This is a genomic window from Acidobacteriota bacterium (genome assembly GCA_033549365.1).
Classification (GTDB): domain Bacteria; phylum Acidobacteriota; class Aminicenantia; order Aminicenantales; family Saccharicenantaceae; genus JAWSUF01.
The window spans coordinates 108,230-126,489 of record JAWSUF010000006.1; the positions used below are offsets into that span (position 1 = coordinate 108,230).

Genomic DNA, 18,260 nt, shown 5'->3' on the forward strand with positions numbered 1-18,260 from the left:
GCCAAATCCGGCCGTTTTCGACAATCCCCTTTTGGGGTGATTTTTTTCATGCCGTCAAACCATCTGTTCCAGGATCCTCGGGAGGTCGTCTTCCAAAACGGCGCCCAGCTTTTCCGGGTGAGTCCCGCCCGCCTGGGCGAAATCCGCGCGCCCTCCCCCGCCGCCGCCCAAAACGGCGGAAAGCGCTTTCACCAGAGAGTCGGCCCGGATCCGCTCCGTCAGATCGGCGGTGACGGAAACCACAAGGTGTGTTTTGTTTCCGTCCGCCGCACCAAGAACGACCACACCGCGGCCCATTTTTTGCTTGAGGGAATCGGCCAGGTCGCGCATGTCCCCGGGAGGGATGTTTTCGACTTTGCGGGCCAGCAGGGGAACGCCCTTGACGGTCCGGACTTGAGCGGCGGACTCCGGTGAAGAGCCGGACAGGAGCTTTCTGCGAAGCATCCGGATCTCTTTTTCCTTTTCATCCAGGGCATCCTTGATTTTTTCCAGACGCGACGGCAGATCCCGGCGTCCGACGGCCAGGATCCTCTCGAGCCGGCCGATCATATCCTCAAGATCCCGGATGTGACCGAGAGCCTCCTCGCCCGTAACAGCTTCGATCCGCCTCATACCGGCGGCAATGCCGGATTCGGAAAGGATTTTGAACAGACCGATGTGTCCCGAGGCCGGAACATGCACACCGCCGCAGAGTTCTCGGCTGAAATCCCCCACCCCGACGAGCCGGACTTCGTCTCCGTATTTCTCTTCGAAGATGGCCATCGCCCCTTCGCGGAGGCCTTCCTCCATGGTCGTCGTTCTCGTCCCCACGGCCATGTTTTCACGAATCACGGCGTTGACCCGGGATTCGACCTCACGGATTTCCTCGGGCGTCAGGGCGGCATAGTGGGTGAAGTCGAAACGGAGCCTGTCCGGCCCGACGCGGGAGCCCGATTGCTTGACATGTTGGCCGAGAACCTGGCGGAGCGCGGCGTGAAGAAGGTGGGTCGCGGTGTGGTTCCGGGACACCGCGGCCCGCCGTCCGGCGTCGATGGCGGCTTCGACCGCATCCCCTTTTGTCAGGGATCCCGACAAGACCCGGACGCGATGGGCGATGATGTCCGGAGTCAGATACCGGGTATCGTCGACGGATGCGGAAAAATGCAATCCTTTCAACAGCCCGGTATCGCCGACCTGCCCCCCGGCCTCGGCGTAAAAGGGCGTCTCTTCGAGAATGACATCGCCGGTCTCTCCTTCCTTGAGCTGCCGGACGGAACGTCCATCATGAAGAACGGCCGCAATGGACGTCTCGAGGACTTCGCGGGCCTCGTGAACGACGGACCGGACCCTGATCCCTTCGATTCCGCCGGGAAGCGCCTTCCGCTTCTGTTTTTCGCCTCCCTTCCAGGCCTCGCGGGCCCGGGACCGTTGGGTTTCAAGTTCCCGTTGAAATCCCTCTTCGTCGACGCTCCAGCCTTTTTCGGCGGCCAATTCCCGGGTTAAATCCAGAGGAAACCCGAAAGTGTCATACAACTTGAAGACTTTAGTCCCGGGAAGCACCCGATTGTCCGGGTCTTTCGCATTTTCGAAATAGTCTCCGAACTGCCGCAGGCCCGATGTCAGGGTCGCCGCAAACCGTTCCTCCTCCGACAGGCAGACACGGGAAATCAGGGGCAGGGATGCCGTCAATTCGGGATAGGCGGACTTCATGATATCCCCGACGCGTCCGACGATTTCATAGAGAAACGGCTTGTCAAGACCGATGAGGTTTCCATGCCGATAGGCCCGGCGGATGAGCCGCCTCAGAACATAACCCCGGCCTTCGTTGGCCGGGACCGCACCGTCCCCGATCAGAAAAGCCGCGGCCCGGACATGGTCGGCAATGATCCGGACCGAAACATCGCCCGCGTCATCCGCGGGGTATTCCCGTCCGGCCGAACGGCAGACATCTTCAATCAATGGAAAAAAGAGATCGGAGTCGTAATTGCTTTGTCGGCCCTGAAGAACAGCGGCCATTCTTTCCAACCCCATGCCCGTATCGATGGATGGCGAGGGCAGGGGCTGAAGCCCCCCGGCTTCATCCTGAAAAAACTCCATGAAAACGAGATTCCAGAGCTCGGAGAATCGGTCCGAACCCGTTTCGATCAGCGAATAAGGGTCTCCGGGTTCGAGTGCGGCGCCGAAATCGTAATGAATCTCCGAACAGGGACCGCAGGGTCCGGTATCGCCCATGGCCCAGAAATTGTCTTTTTTTCCGTACCGGAAGATCCGGTCCTCCGGAATGCCGATGTCCTCGGACCAGATCCGATAAGCGTCATCGTCATCGGTGTAGATCGTGATGTAGAGGCGATCCTCCGGAAGGGAGAAAACCCGGGTCATCAGCTCCCAGGCGAAGGCCACGGCTTCGGCCTTAAAATAATCCCCGAAGGAAAAATTCCCCAGCATCTCGAAAAAGGTGTGATGTTTCGGCGTGCGGCCGACGGTCTCGAGGTCATTATGCTTGCCGCTGACACGCATGCACTTCTGCACGGAGACGGCCCGGGTATAGCTCCGTGTCTCGCGGCCGAGAAAAACATCCTTGAACTGGTTCATCCCGGCATTTGTGAACAGAAGGGTCGGATCGTCTCTGGGGATTAACGGGGAGCTCGGAACGATCTTATGGCCCCGGGCGGCGAAAAACTCCAGAAACGCGCCGCGGATGTCCTGCGATCTCATCGTGGTTTTTTACGGGGGGGTTCTTTCCCGCCCTCCATTCTCTCAACCTGGCTCATCTGGCTTTCCATTTCCTCAAGGGCGATGTCGAGCGTCGACTGAATGCCCATGACTCTCAGTTTGAAATTGTCCGGGGTGGAGGAATACTTGATACCCTGTTCAAAGGAGATGTATCCGTCCCGATACAGCTGGTAAATGGACTGGTCGAAGGTCTGCATCCCATACTGGGAGACGCCGGAGGAGATGGCGTCTTTGATCAAATGGGTCCTTTCACGGTCGTGAATGCATTCCCGGATATAGGGAGTCGCGATCATGACTTCGACGGCGGGGACTCTCCCCTCGCCGTCCATCCTGGGGATCAAGCGCATCGAAAGAATGGCCCTCAGGATGCTGGCCAACTGGAGCCGAACCTGTCGCTGGTGATGGGGGGGAAAAACGGAAATGATCCGATTGATGCTTTCGGGAGCATCCAAGGTATGAAGGGTGCTCAAAACGAGATGGCCGGTTTCCGCAGCCAAAAGCGCCGTTTCGATGGTATCGGCGTCCCGCATCTCGCCGACGAGAATGACATCGGGATCTTCCCGGAGACAGGCCCGCAAACCCCGGGAGAAACTCTGGACATCCATCCCCACTTCTCTCTGATGGATCGTGCTTTTTTTGTCGAGATGAAGATATTCGATGGGGTCTTCGACGGTGATGATGTTTTCCCGGCGCTCGGCGTTGATATGGTCGATCATGGAGGCCAGGGTCGTTGTTTTGCCGCTTCCCGTCGTCCCCGTCACCAGAACCAGACCTCGCGGCGACAGGGCGATTTTTTCCAGAACTTCGGGAAGAAGAAGCTGGCGGATGTTTTTCACCTCGAGCGGAATGATGCGCAGGGCGATCGAGAGCGAACCGCGCTGGCGAAAGATATTGCCGCGGAAACGGCCGAAACCGGGGAGGCTGTAGGCGAAATCGATATCCATGTCGCTCTGAAGCTGGTCTTTCTGGTAGTCGGTCAGGATTTGTCCGCTCAGTTGGGTGGTGTCCTCCACCGTCAGCCGGGGATACATCGTCAACGGCGTCAATGTGCCGTGGACACGGATTGTGGGGTAGTTTCCGGCCTTCATGTGCAAATCCGACGCATCCCTCTCAATGGCGGTCTTTAAAAATTCATCAATGTTCATGGGTCGCTCCCCTTAGCCGCCGGCTTCCCTCCAGGTCCGCCGGCGCGGAATTGCCGGATATCCGGGCTTCCCTTCAAGGACACATCATGGTAGCCCAACCTCTTCCATCAAGTCAAACCCATTCACGAGTCGAAACGGCTGCAGATGCAAACAGGTCAGGTCAGACGGTTTCTCCGCAGTAGGGACATTCCCGTGTTTTATGGGGAAGCGGTCTGCGGCAATTCCAGCAGAGACACGGACCCTTGCGTTCACGGGCCCGGATCCGGGACAGCATGTCATCGACGTCCGATGTCAGCGGCTCCCGGCCCTTGTACAGACAGAGCGCCCGAATGATTTCGGAGGCACTCTGGTAACGTTCATCGATTTTGGCGGAAAGCGCCTTCATGATCATGGCGTCGATCTCCCGGGGGATGCGGCCGTTTTTCAACCGCGGCGGCGTGATCGACCCCGACTGGGCTTTCTCCAGGATTTTGAAGGGATCCGGATCAAATATGGGGGGCTGCCCGATGATCATCTCGTAGAAAATGCACCCCACGGAGTAGATGTCGGAAACGTAGGAGGCCTTGCCGAGAAATTGCTCCGGCGCCATGTAGGGGGGCGAACCGATCCGGGTTGAGGCGTAGGGAACGGAATTCAGCCAGGCCGACGTGCCGAAGTCCGTGATTTTGGCCGTTCCGTCCTCGGACACAAGGATATTGGAAGGGCGGAGATCGCGATGAACGATTTTATTCTTATGGGCATGGTCGATGCCGTAGGCGATCTGGCGGATGAAGGCCAGGGCCCGATCCATAGGAAGGACTTTGTCCCTTTCCAGGATTTTTTCCAGAGTCTTTCCACGGATATATTCCATCACCATGAAAAAGGTGTTTTTTTCCTTTTCCGCGGCCAGCATCCGGACGATATTGGGATGATTGAGCGCGGCCTGAAGCCGGGATTCCTTCAGAAGTTTGAAAAGATCCAGAGATTGTTTGTGCGGAACCTTGATGGCGACTTTGATATCCAGCCACGTGTCCCGGGCCAGGTAAACGGAACCGAAACCGCCGCTGCCCAGAGACCGAAGAATTTCGTATTTGCCGACTTTTTGTCCCTGAAGAAACATCAGTTCCCGACCCGGAAATGCATGACGCAGACAACGGCCGCGACGGCCGCCGTTTCAGCGCGCAGAATAAACGGCCCCAGGCTCACCGTTTCAAAACCGTGGGTGATGATATCGTCCTCCTCCTGTTTTGTCCAGCCCCCCTCGGGACCGATGAGCAGGGAGATGGAAGAGGTGTCGACATCATGGGAAGCCGGGACTCCCGGCTTCAGGGCGTCTCGAAGGAGTGTCGCGGGTTTCTCGGTGAAGGCCAGTTTCTTCCCCTTATTTTCCTGCTCCAAAAACCGCTTCAAGGATATCGTCCCATGGATCTCCGGTATCCGAAAGCCCTTGCTTTGCTTGACCGCCTCCCGGGCGATTCTCTTCCAGCGATCCATGCGGCCGGCCATCCGGTCTTCAACCGCTTGAAGTGACCGATCCGACAGGACCGGGATATATTCGGCCACACCGAACTCCGTGGCCTTCTGAAGAATCGTCTCCATCACCTTGTTGGGGAGCATGGCTTGTGCCAGTGTCACTCGGACGACGGGCGGATCCGGATCTGTTTTTTCCAGAACCTCGAGCAGCGTCTCCCGAACGTCGGTCCGGACCACCCGGGTCCGGACCCGTCTTCCCTGGGAATCGACCAGCCAGACGACATCTCCGGCTTTTCGTCGGGCGACCCGAAAAAGATGATGGTGTTCGCGGCCCTGAAGGTGCAGCCTTGAGACGCCGTCTTCGATGTGTTCGATAAAAAACTGGTTGGAAGTCAAGAGTCGTCCATCAATTCAGTGCACGGTCTTTTTGAACTTTTCGGCGACGCGTCTGTCGACATCATCAAGATCTTCACCCTGAATTTCGGCCAGCCGGACGAGAAGCTTTTTTTCTTCCCGGGACAATTTCCTGGGCGTCAGGACATCCACCTTGACAAAGACATCCCCCCGGCCCCGGCCTCCGAGGATGGGAATGCCCTTGCCTTTGATTTTCAAAACTTCCCCGGCCTGGATTCCCGCCGGAACCTTCAGGACTTCCGAGCCGTCCAATGTCGGAATCTCCACTTTGGCCCCCAGGGCGGCCTGAGAAAACGACAGGGCAAGGCGGCAATACAGATTTTCGTTTTCCCGTTCGAAAAAGGGATGTTTCGCGACACGGATGACGGCATAGAGATCCCCCGGACCTCCGCCGCGCCGCCCCGCCTCTCCCTCTCCGGACAGGCGCAGCCGGGATCCGTCGTCCACACCGGCCGGAATCTTGATGGACATGGTTTTCGTTTGCCGTGTGTTACCCGAACCCCGGCATTCCGGACAGGGATCGGTGATAATCCGCCCTTCTCCCCGGCAATGCGAGCAAGTCCGAACCATGGAAAAAAAGCCCTGTTGCATACGAACCTGCCCTCGGCCGCCGCAAGTGGGACAGGCGGAGGCCGTCGTGCCGGCCCGGGCCCCCATACCATCACATGAGACACAGGATTCGGCCCGGTTGAGAGAGATGTCCTTATCCACACCGAAGGCGGCCTCTTCCAGGCTCAATTCGATTTCCAGAGCCAGGTCGCGGCCGCGCTCGGAGCGGGATCCGGACCGCCCCCCGCGGCGGCCGAAAATATCTCCCATGGAAAATCCGAAAAAGTTGCCCAGAATATCCTCGAAATCCTCGAAAACCGTGGAATCAAAACCGGAAAACCCTCCCCACCCTCCATTTTGTAATCCGCCGTGTCCGTAACGGTCATAGATGCTTCGCTTCTCGGGATCGGCCAGAACACTGTAGGCTTCGGCCGCCTCCTTGAAATTGGCCTCAGCCTCGGCGTTTCCGGGATTCCGGTCGGGATGGTGACGAAGGGCCATTCTCCGATAGGCCCTCTTCACATCGTCAGGAGAGGCCTCCCTCCCGATTTCAAGAATTTCATAATAATCGCGTTTGTTCATATCGTGATTCCCGAAGACCGCCGGCTCTTTTCCTTGGCCACAATCCCCTTTAACTCCTCGGGAAGAAGTCCGGCGGACGGCTTGATTTCAATGCTCTGATTCCGGCCCGACTCCACATCCCGTGCGGAAACATGGACGATGCCGTCGGCGTCGATATCGAACGTCACATCGATTTGCGGCACACCGGCCGGAGCCTGATCGATCCCGACCAGATCGAAGCGGGCCAGCGATCTGTTTTCCGAGGCCTTTTCACTTTCGCCCTGAAGAACGTGGACTCGGACGCGGCGCTGGTCGTTTTCGACCGTTGTGAACGGCACGGTTTTCCTGGTCGGGATGGTCGTGTTGCGATCGATGATTTTTTCAAAGGTATCGTTCTCGGTTTCGATGCCCAACGAGTGGGGCGTGACATCCAGAAGGAGAAGGATATCCCGGCGATCCCGAAGGAAGGCCGCCGATTGAACGGCCGCGCCCATGGCCACGATCTCTTCGGGATTGATATGGTCCGCCGGTCCCCTGTCGAAATAATCGGCGATCGTTTTCTTGATGAGGGGCATCCGGGTTTGGCCGCCGACCAGGAGGATATCCTGAATTTGCGTCGGCCTGAGGCCCGCGTCGGCCAAGGCCCGGTCGATGATGGGAAGGGTCTTTTCCACGAGGTCGCGTGTCATGTCCTCAAGCCGGCTTTTCGTCAGGGATTTCCGGATATGAAGTGAGACCTCCCCCCGTGACGAGATGAAGGGGAGATGGATCTCCGTTTCCTGGGTGAACGACAGTTCCCTTTTCGCCTTTTCCGCAGCCTCCCGGATTCTCTGGAGCGAAAAGGGATCCGAAGCCAGATCGATCCCGTAGTCCTCGAAAAATTCGCGGATCAGCCAATCCATGATTCTTCGATCGAAATCATCGCCGCCGAGAAAGGAATCTCCGTTTGTCGAAAGCACATGGCAGACGCCTTCGCTGATCTCGAGAACGGTGATGTCGAACGTGCCTCCGCCCATATCGAAAACCGCGGCCAGAGACTCCCGGTTTTTGTCCAATCCATAAGCCAGGCTGGCGGCCGTCGGTTCATTGACCACCCGGAGAACGTTCAATCCGGCGATCAGTCCGGCATCTTTGGTCGCCTGGCGCTGGTGATCGTCGAAGTGGGCGGGAACGGTGATGACGGCTCCGTCCACGGGTTCGCCGAGAAAGGATTCGGCGCAGGTTTTCAGATATCCGAGGATCATGGACGAGATTTCCTGAGGCGTCAGGATTTGATCCTCGACGATGATGAGGATATCCCCGTTGGACGCCTCTTTCATCTGAACGGGGAGGCGTTTGCGCAATGCCTCGACTTCGGGCGAATGGAACTTTCGTCCCATCAACCGCTTGACCGAGATGACCGTGTTTTTCGGATTCGTCGACGCCTGCCGGAGAGCCAACGTCCCGATCAATCGCTCCCCTTTGGACGTGAAGGAAACGACCGAGGCGGTGAGAGAGGATCCTTCCAAATTGGGGATGACGACGGGTTGGGATCCTTCCAGGACGGCGACGCAGGAATATGACGTTCCAAGGTCGATGCCGACGACGCGCCCCATGGGATTCAGCCCTTCCTGGGAACCAGAACCTTGACCAGAGCGGGACGAAGAAGCCTGTCGTGCAGAAGATAGCCTTTTTGAAGCTCCTCCCCGACGACGGGCTCCTCCACCTGATCGGATTCCTCCATACTCATCGCATGATGGAATTCAGGGTCGAACCGGCCGTCGGAAATGACAACGGGACGGACCCCCTTTTTGGCCAGGATTTGATGAGTCATCCGGTAGATCATCTCCACTCCCTCCCTGAAGCTCGATCCGTCGTCTTCCGACTTCGCGGTTTCCAGGGCGCGTTCAAAATTGTCCAGAACGCCGAGAAGTTCGAAAACGAAATCGCTGAGGGCGAACCGGGTGTATTCGACTCTTTCCTTGTCGTGGCGTTTCCGGAGGTTTTCGATTTCCGCCAAACGGCGCAGATGCCGATCATTCAAATCCTTCAACTCGTCCGTCAAGCGCTCAATCTCTTCCTCGGCCCGGGCCAGTTTTTCCTTCAAGGCGCGAGACGATCCGGAGCCGCCGCGCCGATCTTTTTTTTCCGACGTTGCCTCCTCGTCCGCCGTTTTTGCAGCGGAGGCTTCATCCCGATCCGGAGGCTCAAGACATGCGTCATTTTTTTCCGTCATAACACCACATCTCCCGAAGTTGAAGCGAGGGCCCGACTCAGGCCTTTGGCCATGGAATCCACAAGAGGAATGATCCGTTCATAGGGAATTCGTTTCGGTCCGATGATGCCCAGGGAACCGAGAACCTGGTCGTCATAGCCGTAGTGGGAAAGCACCAGAGAACAATCCGGCACATTGGGAAAATTGATTTCCGATCCGATCAGAACCTTGACCCGGTCCAAACTGATGAAATCGGAGAGAAGTTTGGTCAGGCAGGCTTTCTCTTCGATACTCTGAAAGATGGATTGCAGCTTGTCCATTTCGAAGATGTCGGCCTTGGCGAGAAGCCGGGATGCCCCCTGGATATGGATGCGGTGTTCCTCATCCTGAGTCAGGGTGCAGGCCCGGATGAGAGCAATCAGCTTGTCGAGAACGTTCTCGTATTTCGCCTTGGTTCGGGGCAGTTCCCGGAGAAGCACCTCCCGAACATGATGAAGGCTGCGGCCGGAATAATTCCGATTGATGTGGAGAGAGGCCCGGTCCAGTTCCGTCTGGGTGAAGGGATGGCGGGCTTCAACGGTTTCCGTCAGCACCATATGGGACGGCGTGACGAGAACGGCCATGACCTTGTTTTCGGCGAGTTTGATGAAGCGCAGATGGCGGAAGACGACCCGGGCGATATGGGGAGAAATCACAAAGCCGACATTGTCGGAGTGTTCGGCCAGGATCCGGGACACATCATCAAGAAGGGATCCCAGATGGCCGTTGGATTCGGAGGCTTTGTTTCTGAGAAACACCGCATCGTCGGACGGCGGCTGAATTCCGGCCAGCAGATTGTCGACATAGAATTTCAATCCCTTATCCGTCGGGATGCGGCCGGATGAGGCGTGGGGTTGATGAAGAAAACCGTCTTTTTCCAGACGGACCATGATATTGCGGATTGTGGCCGGACTCCCTTTCAAGCGGTTTTTCCGAAAAATCCGTCCGGAACTGACCGGTTTTCCGTTCTCGATATAGTCCTCGACAATGAGGCTGAGAACGGACCTGTCCTTATCTTTGAACTGCATTTGAGCCATGGTTCTTCCAGGACAATTTATAGCACGTCCGGCGAAACCCTGTCAACTTAACTTATTCATAAAAATGGCTTTATTTTATTCTTATTCCGGCATATCCGACGACTTCGGACTCGTCGCCGGATTGATCGGCCGAGGTGGTGTATCGGATCAATTCGCCGGAGGTTGCGCCGGCTTTGCGGGCCGCAAAAACGGCCGACGCAGCCGGCGGAGCCCCGCACATGGTGATGGCCTCCCGTCGAACCGTCTCCAAAAGATCCCGGGCATCAAGCCGCAGAATGCAGGCGATGGCCTTTCGGTCCAGGATCTCGGCCTCGGATTTCGGAACGTAATGGCTCATGTCGGTACTGGCCACAATGAGCGCCTCTTCTCCGCATTCCTCGACGGCCCGGATGACCGCATGGCCGATTTCCTCGATATCTTCAAGGGTCGCCGTGTGGGACAGACATATCGGAACGATGGAGACTTCCGGATTCAGATATTGAAGAAAAGGGAGCTGGACCTCCAGCGAATGTTCCCGGGCATGAGCGGAGGGATCACTCCGGGCGCAGGAAGCCAGTCGGAGGATCCGGCCGGCCAAACGGGCCTCGATCGGGCAATCGCCGAAGGGCGTCGTCCATGTTCCCTCATCATAAAGGGCGGCTCCTGAAGCGATGCGGTTGTGGGCCGGGCCCAGAAGCACCACGGTGTCCGGTATTTCCACCGAAGAATATACGGCGCCGGCGACGCCTCCCGAATAGATGTATCCCGCGTGGGGAACCACCGCGGCAACGGCTCTTTCCCGCGCCACCCGGCGATCGATCAGGCTCTTAACGGTGGCCCGGAGACGGACGGCCTCCCCCGGGTAAAAGGCCCCCGCAACATAGGGGCGGCGTCTCGTCATCGATATCATCCTTTCGAAACCCCGGATGTTTCTTCCCGCTTTTCCCGGAAGGTGATTCCGAATCGTTGCAGTTCCCGGAGGACGGGCTCATAGATTTCGGGTTCCGTGGGAATCCGGACGCCGGCCATTTTCAAGGATCCGTCGCAAATCAGAGCGGCGGCAACGCCCACAGGAAGACCGACGGTGCGGGACATGGCCGAGTCGCCGCCGGGAATCCCATAATCCAGGAGAGTCGAAGTGATCCTCTCGAATTTCCCCTTCGGACACTCCACAAGAAATTCGTGCTGCAGAAGAGTCATATCCCTCTCCTGGTCCTCATACCGCAACCGCTCAATCATACATTCCGCAAGAACGTCGAGAACGGAGCGGGAACCGGCGGAAAGAGGCTTGTCGTCCATAAGCCCGAGCCATTCGATCCTCTCGAGAACCTCTCGATCCGGTCCCAGAGCCTCCTGCAGGGCCCGGCGGGGATCCGCGGCGCCTTTCAAACCGGCGGATTCCAGGAAAAAGCTTCTCAGATTTCCGCCCGGCCAGGATTTTTCCTTCTGGTCCAGAAAACCCAACCGATTGAAGGCGCGCATCACGGCGCACCAGCCGGGATATCGCAATGTGCCTCTCAACATCGTTTCGGTCTCAGGGATGCCATAAGTGTCGATATAAGGCATGGCGTCCCTGTTGGGATAGCCTTCAAAAAGTCCGAGTCCCGGGATTTCGATCCGGGCAGGATGATCGAACAGTTGCTCGGCCGGAACTTCAACGATGCGCCCGTCACAAAGATACCGCGCGGCGTTTTTGGAAGCCAGAAGAACGCCCAGCGGACTCCAGGAAAACTTGTATCCGAAGGGATTGGTATTGGCTTCAGGCGCGGGCAGACCGCCGCAATAGGACACAAATCCGCGAACCCGGCCCCCGGCGCTCTTGACGCCGCGGATGACTCTCAACGCTTCCATATGATCGATTCCCGGATCCAGCCCAAGTTCATTCAGGATCAGGACTCCCCGGCTCCGGGCCTCGGCATCCAGATCTTTCATGGAGGGCCCCACATAGGACGCCGTCACCATGTTCTTCCCCCGGGCGATGCACCGCCGGGCGACAAGAGGATGGTATACGTAGGGAACCATGCTGATGATGAGATCGGCTCCTTCGACCAGACGATCGAGGAGAGCTTCATCGCGGATATTGAGTTCCCGGGACGATCCTCGGGGGTGGCCGGCCACGAGACAGGCGGCTTTGTCGGGTTCCACATCGGCCACTTCGACCTTGAGATCCGGACGATCGAGGAGGTAACGGACCAGAGGTCCCGTGACCAATCCCGCTCCAAGAACAACAACGGTCTTCATCATATCCTCACTTTTCATCTTGTCTCTTCGACTTCAAATCAGAGCCTTGGACGGCGCACTCGGATCGATCAGATCAGATGATTTTTGAGATAGACAAAATCCGGCGTCAGTTTTCCCCGGTAAAGGATCACGCCTTTTTTGACATCTTCCGGAAGACCGCAGGAGTCCAAGTCCGCGGTCATGTCGGCCCGGGCCATGGCCGGAACAAAGGCCTTGAGGCCCCGGCTGAAAAAAATCGAGGATTCCAGCGGCAGTTCCGCGGGAAGATTATAGACGGCCAGGACAACGGGGCCTTCTCCGGCCACCCCATCCCGCGTTACGCCGGTTTCCGGTTCAAAAACATAGATGGGGTTATCGGGACCCGTCGAGCGCACCGTGCAGGCCATGGCGCCGTCGACATCGCAAGTGATGTCGGCGATGACCCTGAGACGGGGACGACGGCCGCCGCGCCACGCTTCTTGAAGGGCTTCCCGGGTGATAAATCTTGGGAAACGGGACGTCCAATAAATCCCGTTGACGACAACGGTCAGGTGGGGAAGAAACGATTCAAAGACAGGCCGATACAAATCGGGCTCGTCATAGTACTCCTGGAGATCGAAATCCCTTTCGCCGTCACGGCGGCGGACCATGTCCTCTTCCCGAAAAACCGTCTTGGCCACCCGGAATCGGTTGCAGGGTTTTTTGGCGGCCATGGCCTCCAAATCGCCGGGAGACACCTCGTTGAACGGCAGGAGATCGAACGCCTCCTGGGCGCCCGAGGAGACATTCCCGTAACCGAGAAAACCGAAAACCATCGGGCAGAGTCTTTCGTCGAGGCCTTCCATTCTGATGCGCTCGCCGGCCGCCGCCACGGCTTCCCGGGCCTCCGTCAGTCCGGCATAATCCGATGCCTGCCGGATGTCGGAGAAAGGCGTCTCCAGACCCTCCCAGGCCAACCGGCGGCCCAGACTCCAAAGGGCATCGATCATGCCCGCGTGTCCCGCGTGGCGGCCGAAGTAAAGAAGCCGGCGACCCTGATCGTCCACGATTTTTTCATAATCGATCAGCGTGCAGCCGCGTTCCATCATCCGCCGGAGCATCGGCATGTTTCCGGCCTGGCCTTTGATGGTATGGGAAAAAAAGACATAGGTCTTGCCGGGATCGAAAACATCCGGAGGGATTTCCTTCAGGCCGAAAATGACCCGGCAGGGCGAGAGGTCCTCCATCACTTCGGCTCCCTCCCGCGCATAATCGGCATCCTCAAAAATGCGGATGCCGGACGGCTGAACCCGAAAATTCAGCCCGTGGTTCCGGATCATTTCTCCGACATGGGAGGGAATCAGGGGGGTTCGCCTCTCCTGACGATTGATGTCTTCGCGGCGGATACCAATGATGGTTTGCATATGACGGCTGCCTGTGACGGATCACCCGATAGCGGCATGGGGATTATGGCATAATCTCCGGCGGGAATCAATCCGGGAAACCGTCTGATATTCCGATTGACGTCGAGGCGGATCTCTTCCATAATAATTTTCATGATTCGGTTCGCCAATACCTTGAGCGGCCAGACGGAGGCCTTCGTCTCCCTCGAACCCGGCGTCGTCCGCCTCTACACCTGCGGCCCCACGGTCTATGACGTTCCGCATATCGGCAACTGGCGTGCCTATGTCTTCGAAGATCTCCTCAAGCGGTTTCTGATCGCCGAGGGTTTGCGGACGGTGCATGTCATGAACATCACAGACGTCGACGACAAGACCATCGCGGGCGCCCGCGGCCGGGGCCTGACGCTGGACGCGTTCACCGCCCCTTACATCGAAGCCTTCCACAGAGGCCGGGCCGCCTTGAATATTCTTCCGGCCGACCATTATCCCCGGGCCACGGAACACATCCCCGAGATGGTCGCCATCATCGAAGGTCTTCTGGAAAAGGGCTTCGCCTATCGCAAGGACGGATCCATCTATTTCAGCATCGCCCGATTCCCGGACTACGGGAAGCTGTCCAAGATTCGAATCGACGATCTGCGGCCGGGCGCGAGGATCGAGTCGGACGAATACGAGAAGGAGAACGTCCACGATTTCGCCCTCTGGAAAGCGGCCAAGGACGACGAGCCGTCCTGGGAAACCCGGATCGGAACCGGCCGCCCCGGCTGGCATATCGAGTGTTCGGCCATGAGTTCGAAGTATCTCGGACCTTCGTTCGACATCCATTGCGGCGGGGTGGACAACATCTTTCCCCATCATGAAAATGAAATCGCCCAGTCCGAAGCCCTGACCGGACGGCCTTTCGTCAAATACTGGATGCACTGCCATCACCTCGTCGTCGACGGGGAAAAGATGTCCAAGTCCAAGGGGAATTTCTACACGCTCAACGACCTGGCCGAGCGTGGCGCCGACCCGCTCGACGTCCGCTGGCTCCTCCTGTCGACCCATTATCGCAAAATGCTCAACTTCACTTTCGAGGCCCTGGATCAGGCCCGGACGGTGCGCCTCCGTCTTTTGGATTATATCCGGAATCTCGATCGCGCCTCCGGCCGATCCCATCTCCCGGTCCCGGAATGTCTCCCGATCGTCGAAACCGGATTGCGGAAATTCCGGGAGGGGCTTCGCGACGACCTCAACATTTCCCATGCCCTTGCGGGCTTGTTCGATATGATGCGCGGAGTGAACGGGATCGACGCGTCCGGCCGCCTGGGCGCAGAGGACGCTGCGGCCGCCCGGCGTTCTCTTTTGGAAATGGATGCCGTGCTGGGCGTTCTGCCCCCGGCCGTGGACACGGATCTCCCCCGGGACCTTTCAGACCTGATCGAGGCCCGTGAACGGGCCCGCCGGGAAAAACGTTGGGGGGATGCCGACGCCATCCGCCGGAATCTTCTCGAAAAAGGAATCCTTCTCGAGGACACGAAGGACGGCGTCCGATGGAAACGCATCCCTCCGGAGAAAACCCCCTCGTGAACAAGGACGGGCTCTCCCGGCTTGAACTCGGCCGGGCCGGCGAAGACGCCGCCGTCCGCCACCTCGAACAATCCGGCTATCAAATCCTGACCCGCGGTTTCCGAATGTTTCGCGGGGAAATCGATATCATCGCCCGTGACGGAGAGACCCTTGTTTTCGTCGAGGTCAAAACACGGACTTCGGAGGATTTCGGCCGGCCCGAGGATGCGGTCACCCGTTCCAAGCAGGCCCAGATCCGGAAAATCGCCCAAGGTTATCTGATCCGGGTCAACCCGGGCGACGTTCCCTGCCGGTTCGATGTTCTGGCCGTCGAAAGATCTCCGGACGGCGATTGGATATTCCGCCACTATCAAAACGCTTTTTAATGGGAGGTATCATGTTTTTCAAGAGATTCCACACAGCCCTCATCACCCTTGTTCTCTGCATTTTGCTGATCGCACCGCAGGCCGCGGCGCAGATCGTGCCCAAACCCGAGGAGATTCTCGGCTTCAAGGTCGGAGCGGATTACCATCTCGCCACCTACGACCAGGCCGTCGACTACCTGAAAAAAGCGGCCGCCGTCTCCGACAGGATCCGGCTTTTCGACATGGGACAAACATCCATGGGACTGACCATGACTTATGCGGTCATTTCCTCGACCTCCAATATCGCCGAACTCGACCGTTACAAGGAGATTTCGCGCCGTCTGTCGCTGGGACGCGGACTCTCCGACGAGGAGGCCTTGACATTGTCCCGTGAGGGACGGGCCGTCGTCTATATCGACGGCGGGCTTCACGCGACGGAATGCGCGCCGGCCCAGCACAACATCCAGCTGGCCTACAATCTCATGACGGCCGCGGACGAAAGAACCCTGGCCATCCTCGACGACGTCATTCTCATTCTCGTCTTCGCCAACCCCGACGGCATGAATCTCCTGGCCGAATGGTATCACCCGAATGTCGGCACGCCCTACGAAGTTTCTCCGATGCCCGGTCTCTATCATATCTATGCCGGACACGACAACAACCGTGACGGGTACATCGGAAATCTGGTGGAAACCCGGAATATTTCCCGTCTCGTCAACCTGGAATGGCACCCGGTCATTCTCTACAACCACCACCAGACCGCGCCGTTTCCGGCCCGCATCTGGACACCGCCGAATTCGGAGCCGACGAATCCCAATGTCCACCCCCTCATCGTCCGCTGGCAAAACATGATCGGATCGGCCATGGGCGCGGCTTTCGACGCCCAGGGCAAGGAGGGGGCCATCTCCCGGATCGTGTTCGACACCTGGTATCCGGGATATATGACCCAGGTCTTCGATTCGCACAATATCATCTCCATCCTCACGGAAATCGCCCTCTACCGTTATGCCACGCCGGGGTTTTACACCGTACGGGATTTCCCGAAGGAATACCAGGACCTGACCATGTCGGCCTTCTATCCTTCCCCGTGGAAAGGAGGCTGGTGGAGGCTTCTCGACGCCGTCGATTATTCCCTGACGGCATCCATGGCCGTTCTGGACACAGCCTCGCGCTTTCGAAGCGATCTTCTCTATAACAAGTACAAAATGGGCCGTGACGTCAGCGAACGGTTCCGTCGCGAACCGCCTTATGCCTGGATCATTCCCCGGAATCAGTCCGATCCCGGGACGGCCGCCCTGCTTCTCGACAGGATGATTCTTCAGGGCATCGACATCTATGAAAGCGAGGAGGATTTCGTCTGCGACGGCATCCGCCACCCGAAGGGGACCTGGATCATTCCCATGGACCAACCCTTCGCCCTGTTCATCAAGAACATTTTCGAGGAACAGCGCTACCCGGATCTCAGAAAATATCCGGATCTCTGGCAGGGACTCGTCCGTTCGCGGAAATTCGAAGGCGCGCCCTTCGAAGCCTATGACATGATGGGCTGGACCTTGCCCCACCAGTTTGGAACCCGGGTTCTGGCGGCGAACTCCCCTGTGGATGTCCGTATGACACGGCAAAAGGAAATTCTGCCTTCCGAAGGCCGAGTTCAAGGCCGGGGAAGCGCGGGATGGATTCTCGATCCGGCTCAAAACGCCACGGCCGTTGCCCTCAATCGACTGCTCAAGGCGGGAGCCAGGGTTCAATGGGCCAAGACGGCCTTCACGCGTGAGGGGCGCAGCCATGCGCCGGGAACGGTCTTTGTCTCTTCGCGCGGCCTGTCCCCGTCCATCATGGAACAGACGGCCCGCGACCTGCGCATTCAGCCGACAGCGGTTTCCTCAGCCCCGTTTGAAGACGCGATCACACTGAAGACTCCGCGTTTGGCGGTCTACCAATCCTGGATCCCCGTCGCCGACGAAGGCTGGACACGCCTCATCCTCGAGGAACACGAATTCGACTTCAAGGTCATTCATGACGCCGATATCCGGGCGGGAAACCTGCGGGACGCCTTCGACGCCATCATCATGCCCAGCCATTCGAGCGCGGACAGGGTTGTCAACGGCCATGCTCCGGGCACCATGCCGCCGCCTTATGTCGGGGGCCTGACGGAAAACGGCCTTATCAACCTGAAGACGTTCATGGAGGAAGGCGGCACGATGATTTTTCTCAACGCCGCCTGCAATCTGGCCATCGAGAAATTCGGCCTGCCTCTCCGAAACATCCTCAGGAACGTCAAGTCCGAGGAGTTCCATTGCTCCGGCGCCATCCTTCGCCTGGAATTCGACACATCCCATCCCCTGGCCTACGGCATGACGCGCGAGACGCCGGCCGTCTTCGCCGGAAGTTGCGCCTTTGACCTCCACCCTTCCTACCAGCCCGGTCAGGCGCCCCGGGGAGCGGCCAAATATTCCGGACAGAATCTGCTGATGAGCGGTTATGTTCACGGCGGTTCACGGCTGCACCAAAAGACGGCCGCCGTGGAGGTCCCTCTGGGGAAAGGCAAGGCCATCCTGCTGGGTTTTCCGGTCCAATACCGGGCTCAGCCGAGAGGAACGTTCAAACTGCTGTTCAACGCCGTCTTTTACGGCGCCGCCTCATCCTAACCTGATTGATTCCGG

Annotated in this window: 14 protein-coding genes; 3 read left to right on the top strand and 11 right to left on the bottom strand. The window is 58.2% G+C overall.

Annotated features, from left to right (window positions below):
- Positions 1-54: 54 nt before the first annotated feature.
- The 11 genes from alaS to SCM96_10220 all read right to left on the bottom strand — a co-directional run bounded on the left by alaS (position 55) and on the right by SCM96_10220 (position 13,705).
- Entirely contained in the window at positions 55-2,694 is a 2,640-nt protein-coding gene (alaS, locus tag SCM96_10170) for an alanine--tRNA ligase (GenBank protein ID MDW7760987.1), read from the bottom strand.
- Positions 2,691-3,857 carry a PilT/PilU family type 4a pilus ATPase gene (locus tag SCM96_10175; GenBank protein MDW7760988.1) on the bottom strand — a complete coding sequence of 389 codons (1,167 nt, stop codon included), beginning with the start codon at positions 3,855-3,857 and terminating at the stop codon, positions 2,691-2,693. Before SCM96_10175 ends, alaS begins: the two co-directional genes overlap by 4 nt.
- Positions 3,858-4,017: 160 nt before the next feature.
- Positions 4,018-4,956, bottom strand: a complete 939-nt coding sequence (locus SCM96_10180; protein ID MDW7760989.1) for a serine/threonine-protein kinase — start codon at positions 4,954-4,956, stop codon at positions 4,018-4,020.
- Complete coding sequence (locus tag SCM96_10185; GenBank protein MDW7760990.1) at positions 4,956-5,705, bottom strand: RsmE family RNA methyltransferase; 750 nt, start codon at positions 5,703-5,705, stop codon at positions 4,956-4,958. Before SCM96_10185 ends, SCM96_10180 begins: the two co-directional genes overlap by 1 nt.
- 15 nt (positions 5,706-5,720) lie before the next feature.
- A complete protein-coding gene (gene dnaJ / locus SCM96_10190) occupies positions 5,721-6,854 on the bottom strand; it encodes a molecular chaperone DnaJ (protein MDW7760991.1) in 1,134 nt (377 codons plus the stop codon).
- Positions 6,851-8,428, bottom strand: coding sequence for a molecular chaperone DnaK (dnaK, locus tag SCM96_10195; GenBank protein ID MDW7760992.1), 1,578 nt, complete (start codon positions 8,426-8,428; stop codon positions 6,851-6,853). Before dnaK ends, dnaJ begins: the two co-directional genes overlap by 4 nt.
- Before the next feature lie 5 nt (positions 8,429-8,433).
- Positions 8,434-9,048 (bottom strand): nucleotide exchange factor GrpE, encoded by a 615-nt coding sequence (gene grpE / locus SCM96_10200; protein ID MDW7760993.1) that lies wholly within the window; start codon positions 9,046-9,048, stop codon positions 8,434-8,436.
- Positions 9,045-10,094: a heat-inducible transcriptional repressor HrcA gene (gene hrcA, locus SCM96_10205; protein MDW7760994.1), complete on the bottom strand. Its 1,050-nt coding sequence runs from the start codon at positions 10,092-10,094 to the stop codon at positions 9,045-9,047. The genes grpE and hrcA overlap by 4 nt, the downstream gene beginning before the upstream one ends.
- Before the next feature lie 79 nt (positions 10,095-10,173).
- Complete coding sequence (amrB, locus tag SCM96_10210; GenBank protein ID MDW7760995.1) at positions 10,174-10,983, bottom strand: AmmeMemoRadiSam system protein B; 810 nt, start codon at positions 10,981-10,983, stop codon at positions 10,174-10,176.
- Between the two features lie 5 nt (positions 10,984-10,988).
- Positions 10,989-12,341, bottom strand: a complete 1,353-nt coding sequence (locus SCM96_10215) for a saccharopine dehydrogenase C-terminal domain-containing protein (protein MDW7760996.1) — start codon at positions 12,339-12,341, stop codon at positions 10,989-10,991.
- A gap of 50 nt (positions 12,342-12,391) precedes the next feature.
- Complete coding sequence (locus tag SCM96_10220) at positions 12,392-13,705, bottom strand: bifunctional lysine ketoglutarate reductase /saccharopine dehydrogenase family protein (protein ID MDW7760997.1); 1,314 nt, start codon at positions 13,703-13,705, stop codon at positions 12,392-12,394.
- A 132-nt stretch (positions 13,706-13,837) separates the two neighbouring features.
- Between SCM96_10220 and cysS the strand changes: the two genes are divergently transcribed.
- Genes cysS through SCM96_10235 form a run of 3 tightly spaced genes read left to right on the top strand, consistent with a single transcriptional unit; the run spans position 13,838 to position 18,245 of the window.
- Entirely contained in the window at positions 13,838-15,253 is a 1,416-nt protein-coding gene (cysS, locus tag SCM96_10225) for a cysteine--tRNA ligase (GenBank protein MDW7760998.1), read from the top strand.
- Positions 15,217-15,618: a YraN family protein gene (locus SCM96_10230; GenBank protein ID MDW7760999.1), complete on the top strand. Its 402-nt coding sequence runs from the start codon at positions 15,217-15,219 to the stop codon at positions 15,616-15,618. Before cysS ends, SCM96_10230 begins: the two co-directional genes overlap by 37 nt.
- A gap of 11 nt (positions 15,619-15,629) precedes the next feature.
- A complete protein-coding gene (locus SCM96_10235; protein ID MDW7761000.1) occupies positions 15,630-18,245 on the top strand; it encodes a M14 family metallopeptidase in 2,616 nt (871 codons plus the stop codon).
- Positions 18,246-18,260 lie beyond the last annotated feature (15 nt).

Bases quoted from the DNA above. Each gene is read 5' to 3' on its own strand.
- dnaJ (MDW7760991.1), bottom strand. From the start codon at position 6,854: ATGAACAAACGCGATTATTATGAAATTCTTGAAATCGGGAGGGAGGCC.
- cysS (MDW7760998.1), top strand. From the start codon at position 13,838: ATGATTCGGTTCGCCAATACCTTGAGCGGCCAGACGGAGGCCTTCGTC.
- SCM96_10220 (MDW7760997.1), bottom strand. From the start codon at position 13,705: ATGCAAACCATCATTGGTATCCGCCGCGAAGACATCAATCGTCAGGAG.
- hrcA (MDW7760994.1), bottom strand. From the start codon at position 10,094: ATGCAGTTCAAAGATAAGGACAGGTCCGTTCTCAGCCTCATTGTCGAG.
- SCM96_10230 (MDW7760999.1), top strand. From the start codon at position 15,217: ATGGAAACGCATCCCTCCGGAGAAAACCCCCTCGTGAACAAGGACGGG.
- dnaK (MDW7760992.1), bottom strand. From the start codon at position 8,428: ATGGGGCGCGTCGTCGGCATCGACCTTGGAACGTCATATTCCTGCGTC.
- SCM96_10180 (MDW7760989.1), bottom strand. From the start codon at position 4,956: ATGTTTCTTCAGGGACAAAAAGTCGGCAAATACGAAATTCTTCGGTCT.
- alaS (MDW7760987.1), bottom strand. From the start codon at position 2,694: ATGAGATCGCAGGACATCCGCGGCGCGTTTCTGGAGTTTTTCGCCGCC.
- grpE (MDW7760993.1), bottom strand. From the start codon at position 9,048: ATGACGGAAAAAAATGACGCATGTCTTGAGCCTCCGGATCGGGATGAA.
- SCM96_10215 (MDW7760996.1), bottom strand. From the start codon at position 12,341: ATGAAAAGTGAGGATATGATGAAGACCGTTGTTGTTCTTGGAGCGGGA.
- amrB (MDW7760995.1), bottom strand. From the start codon at position 10,983: ATGACGAGACGCCGCCCCTATGTTGCGGGGGCCTTTTACCCGGGGGAG.
- SCM96_10235 (MDW7761000.1), top strand. From the start codon at position 15,630: ATGTTTTTCAAGAGATTCCACACAGCCCTCATCACCCTTGTTCTCTGC.
- SCM96_10175 (MDW7760988.1), bottom strand. From the start codon at position 3,857: ATGAACATTGATGAATTTTTAAAGACCGCCATTGAGAGGGATGCGTCG.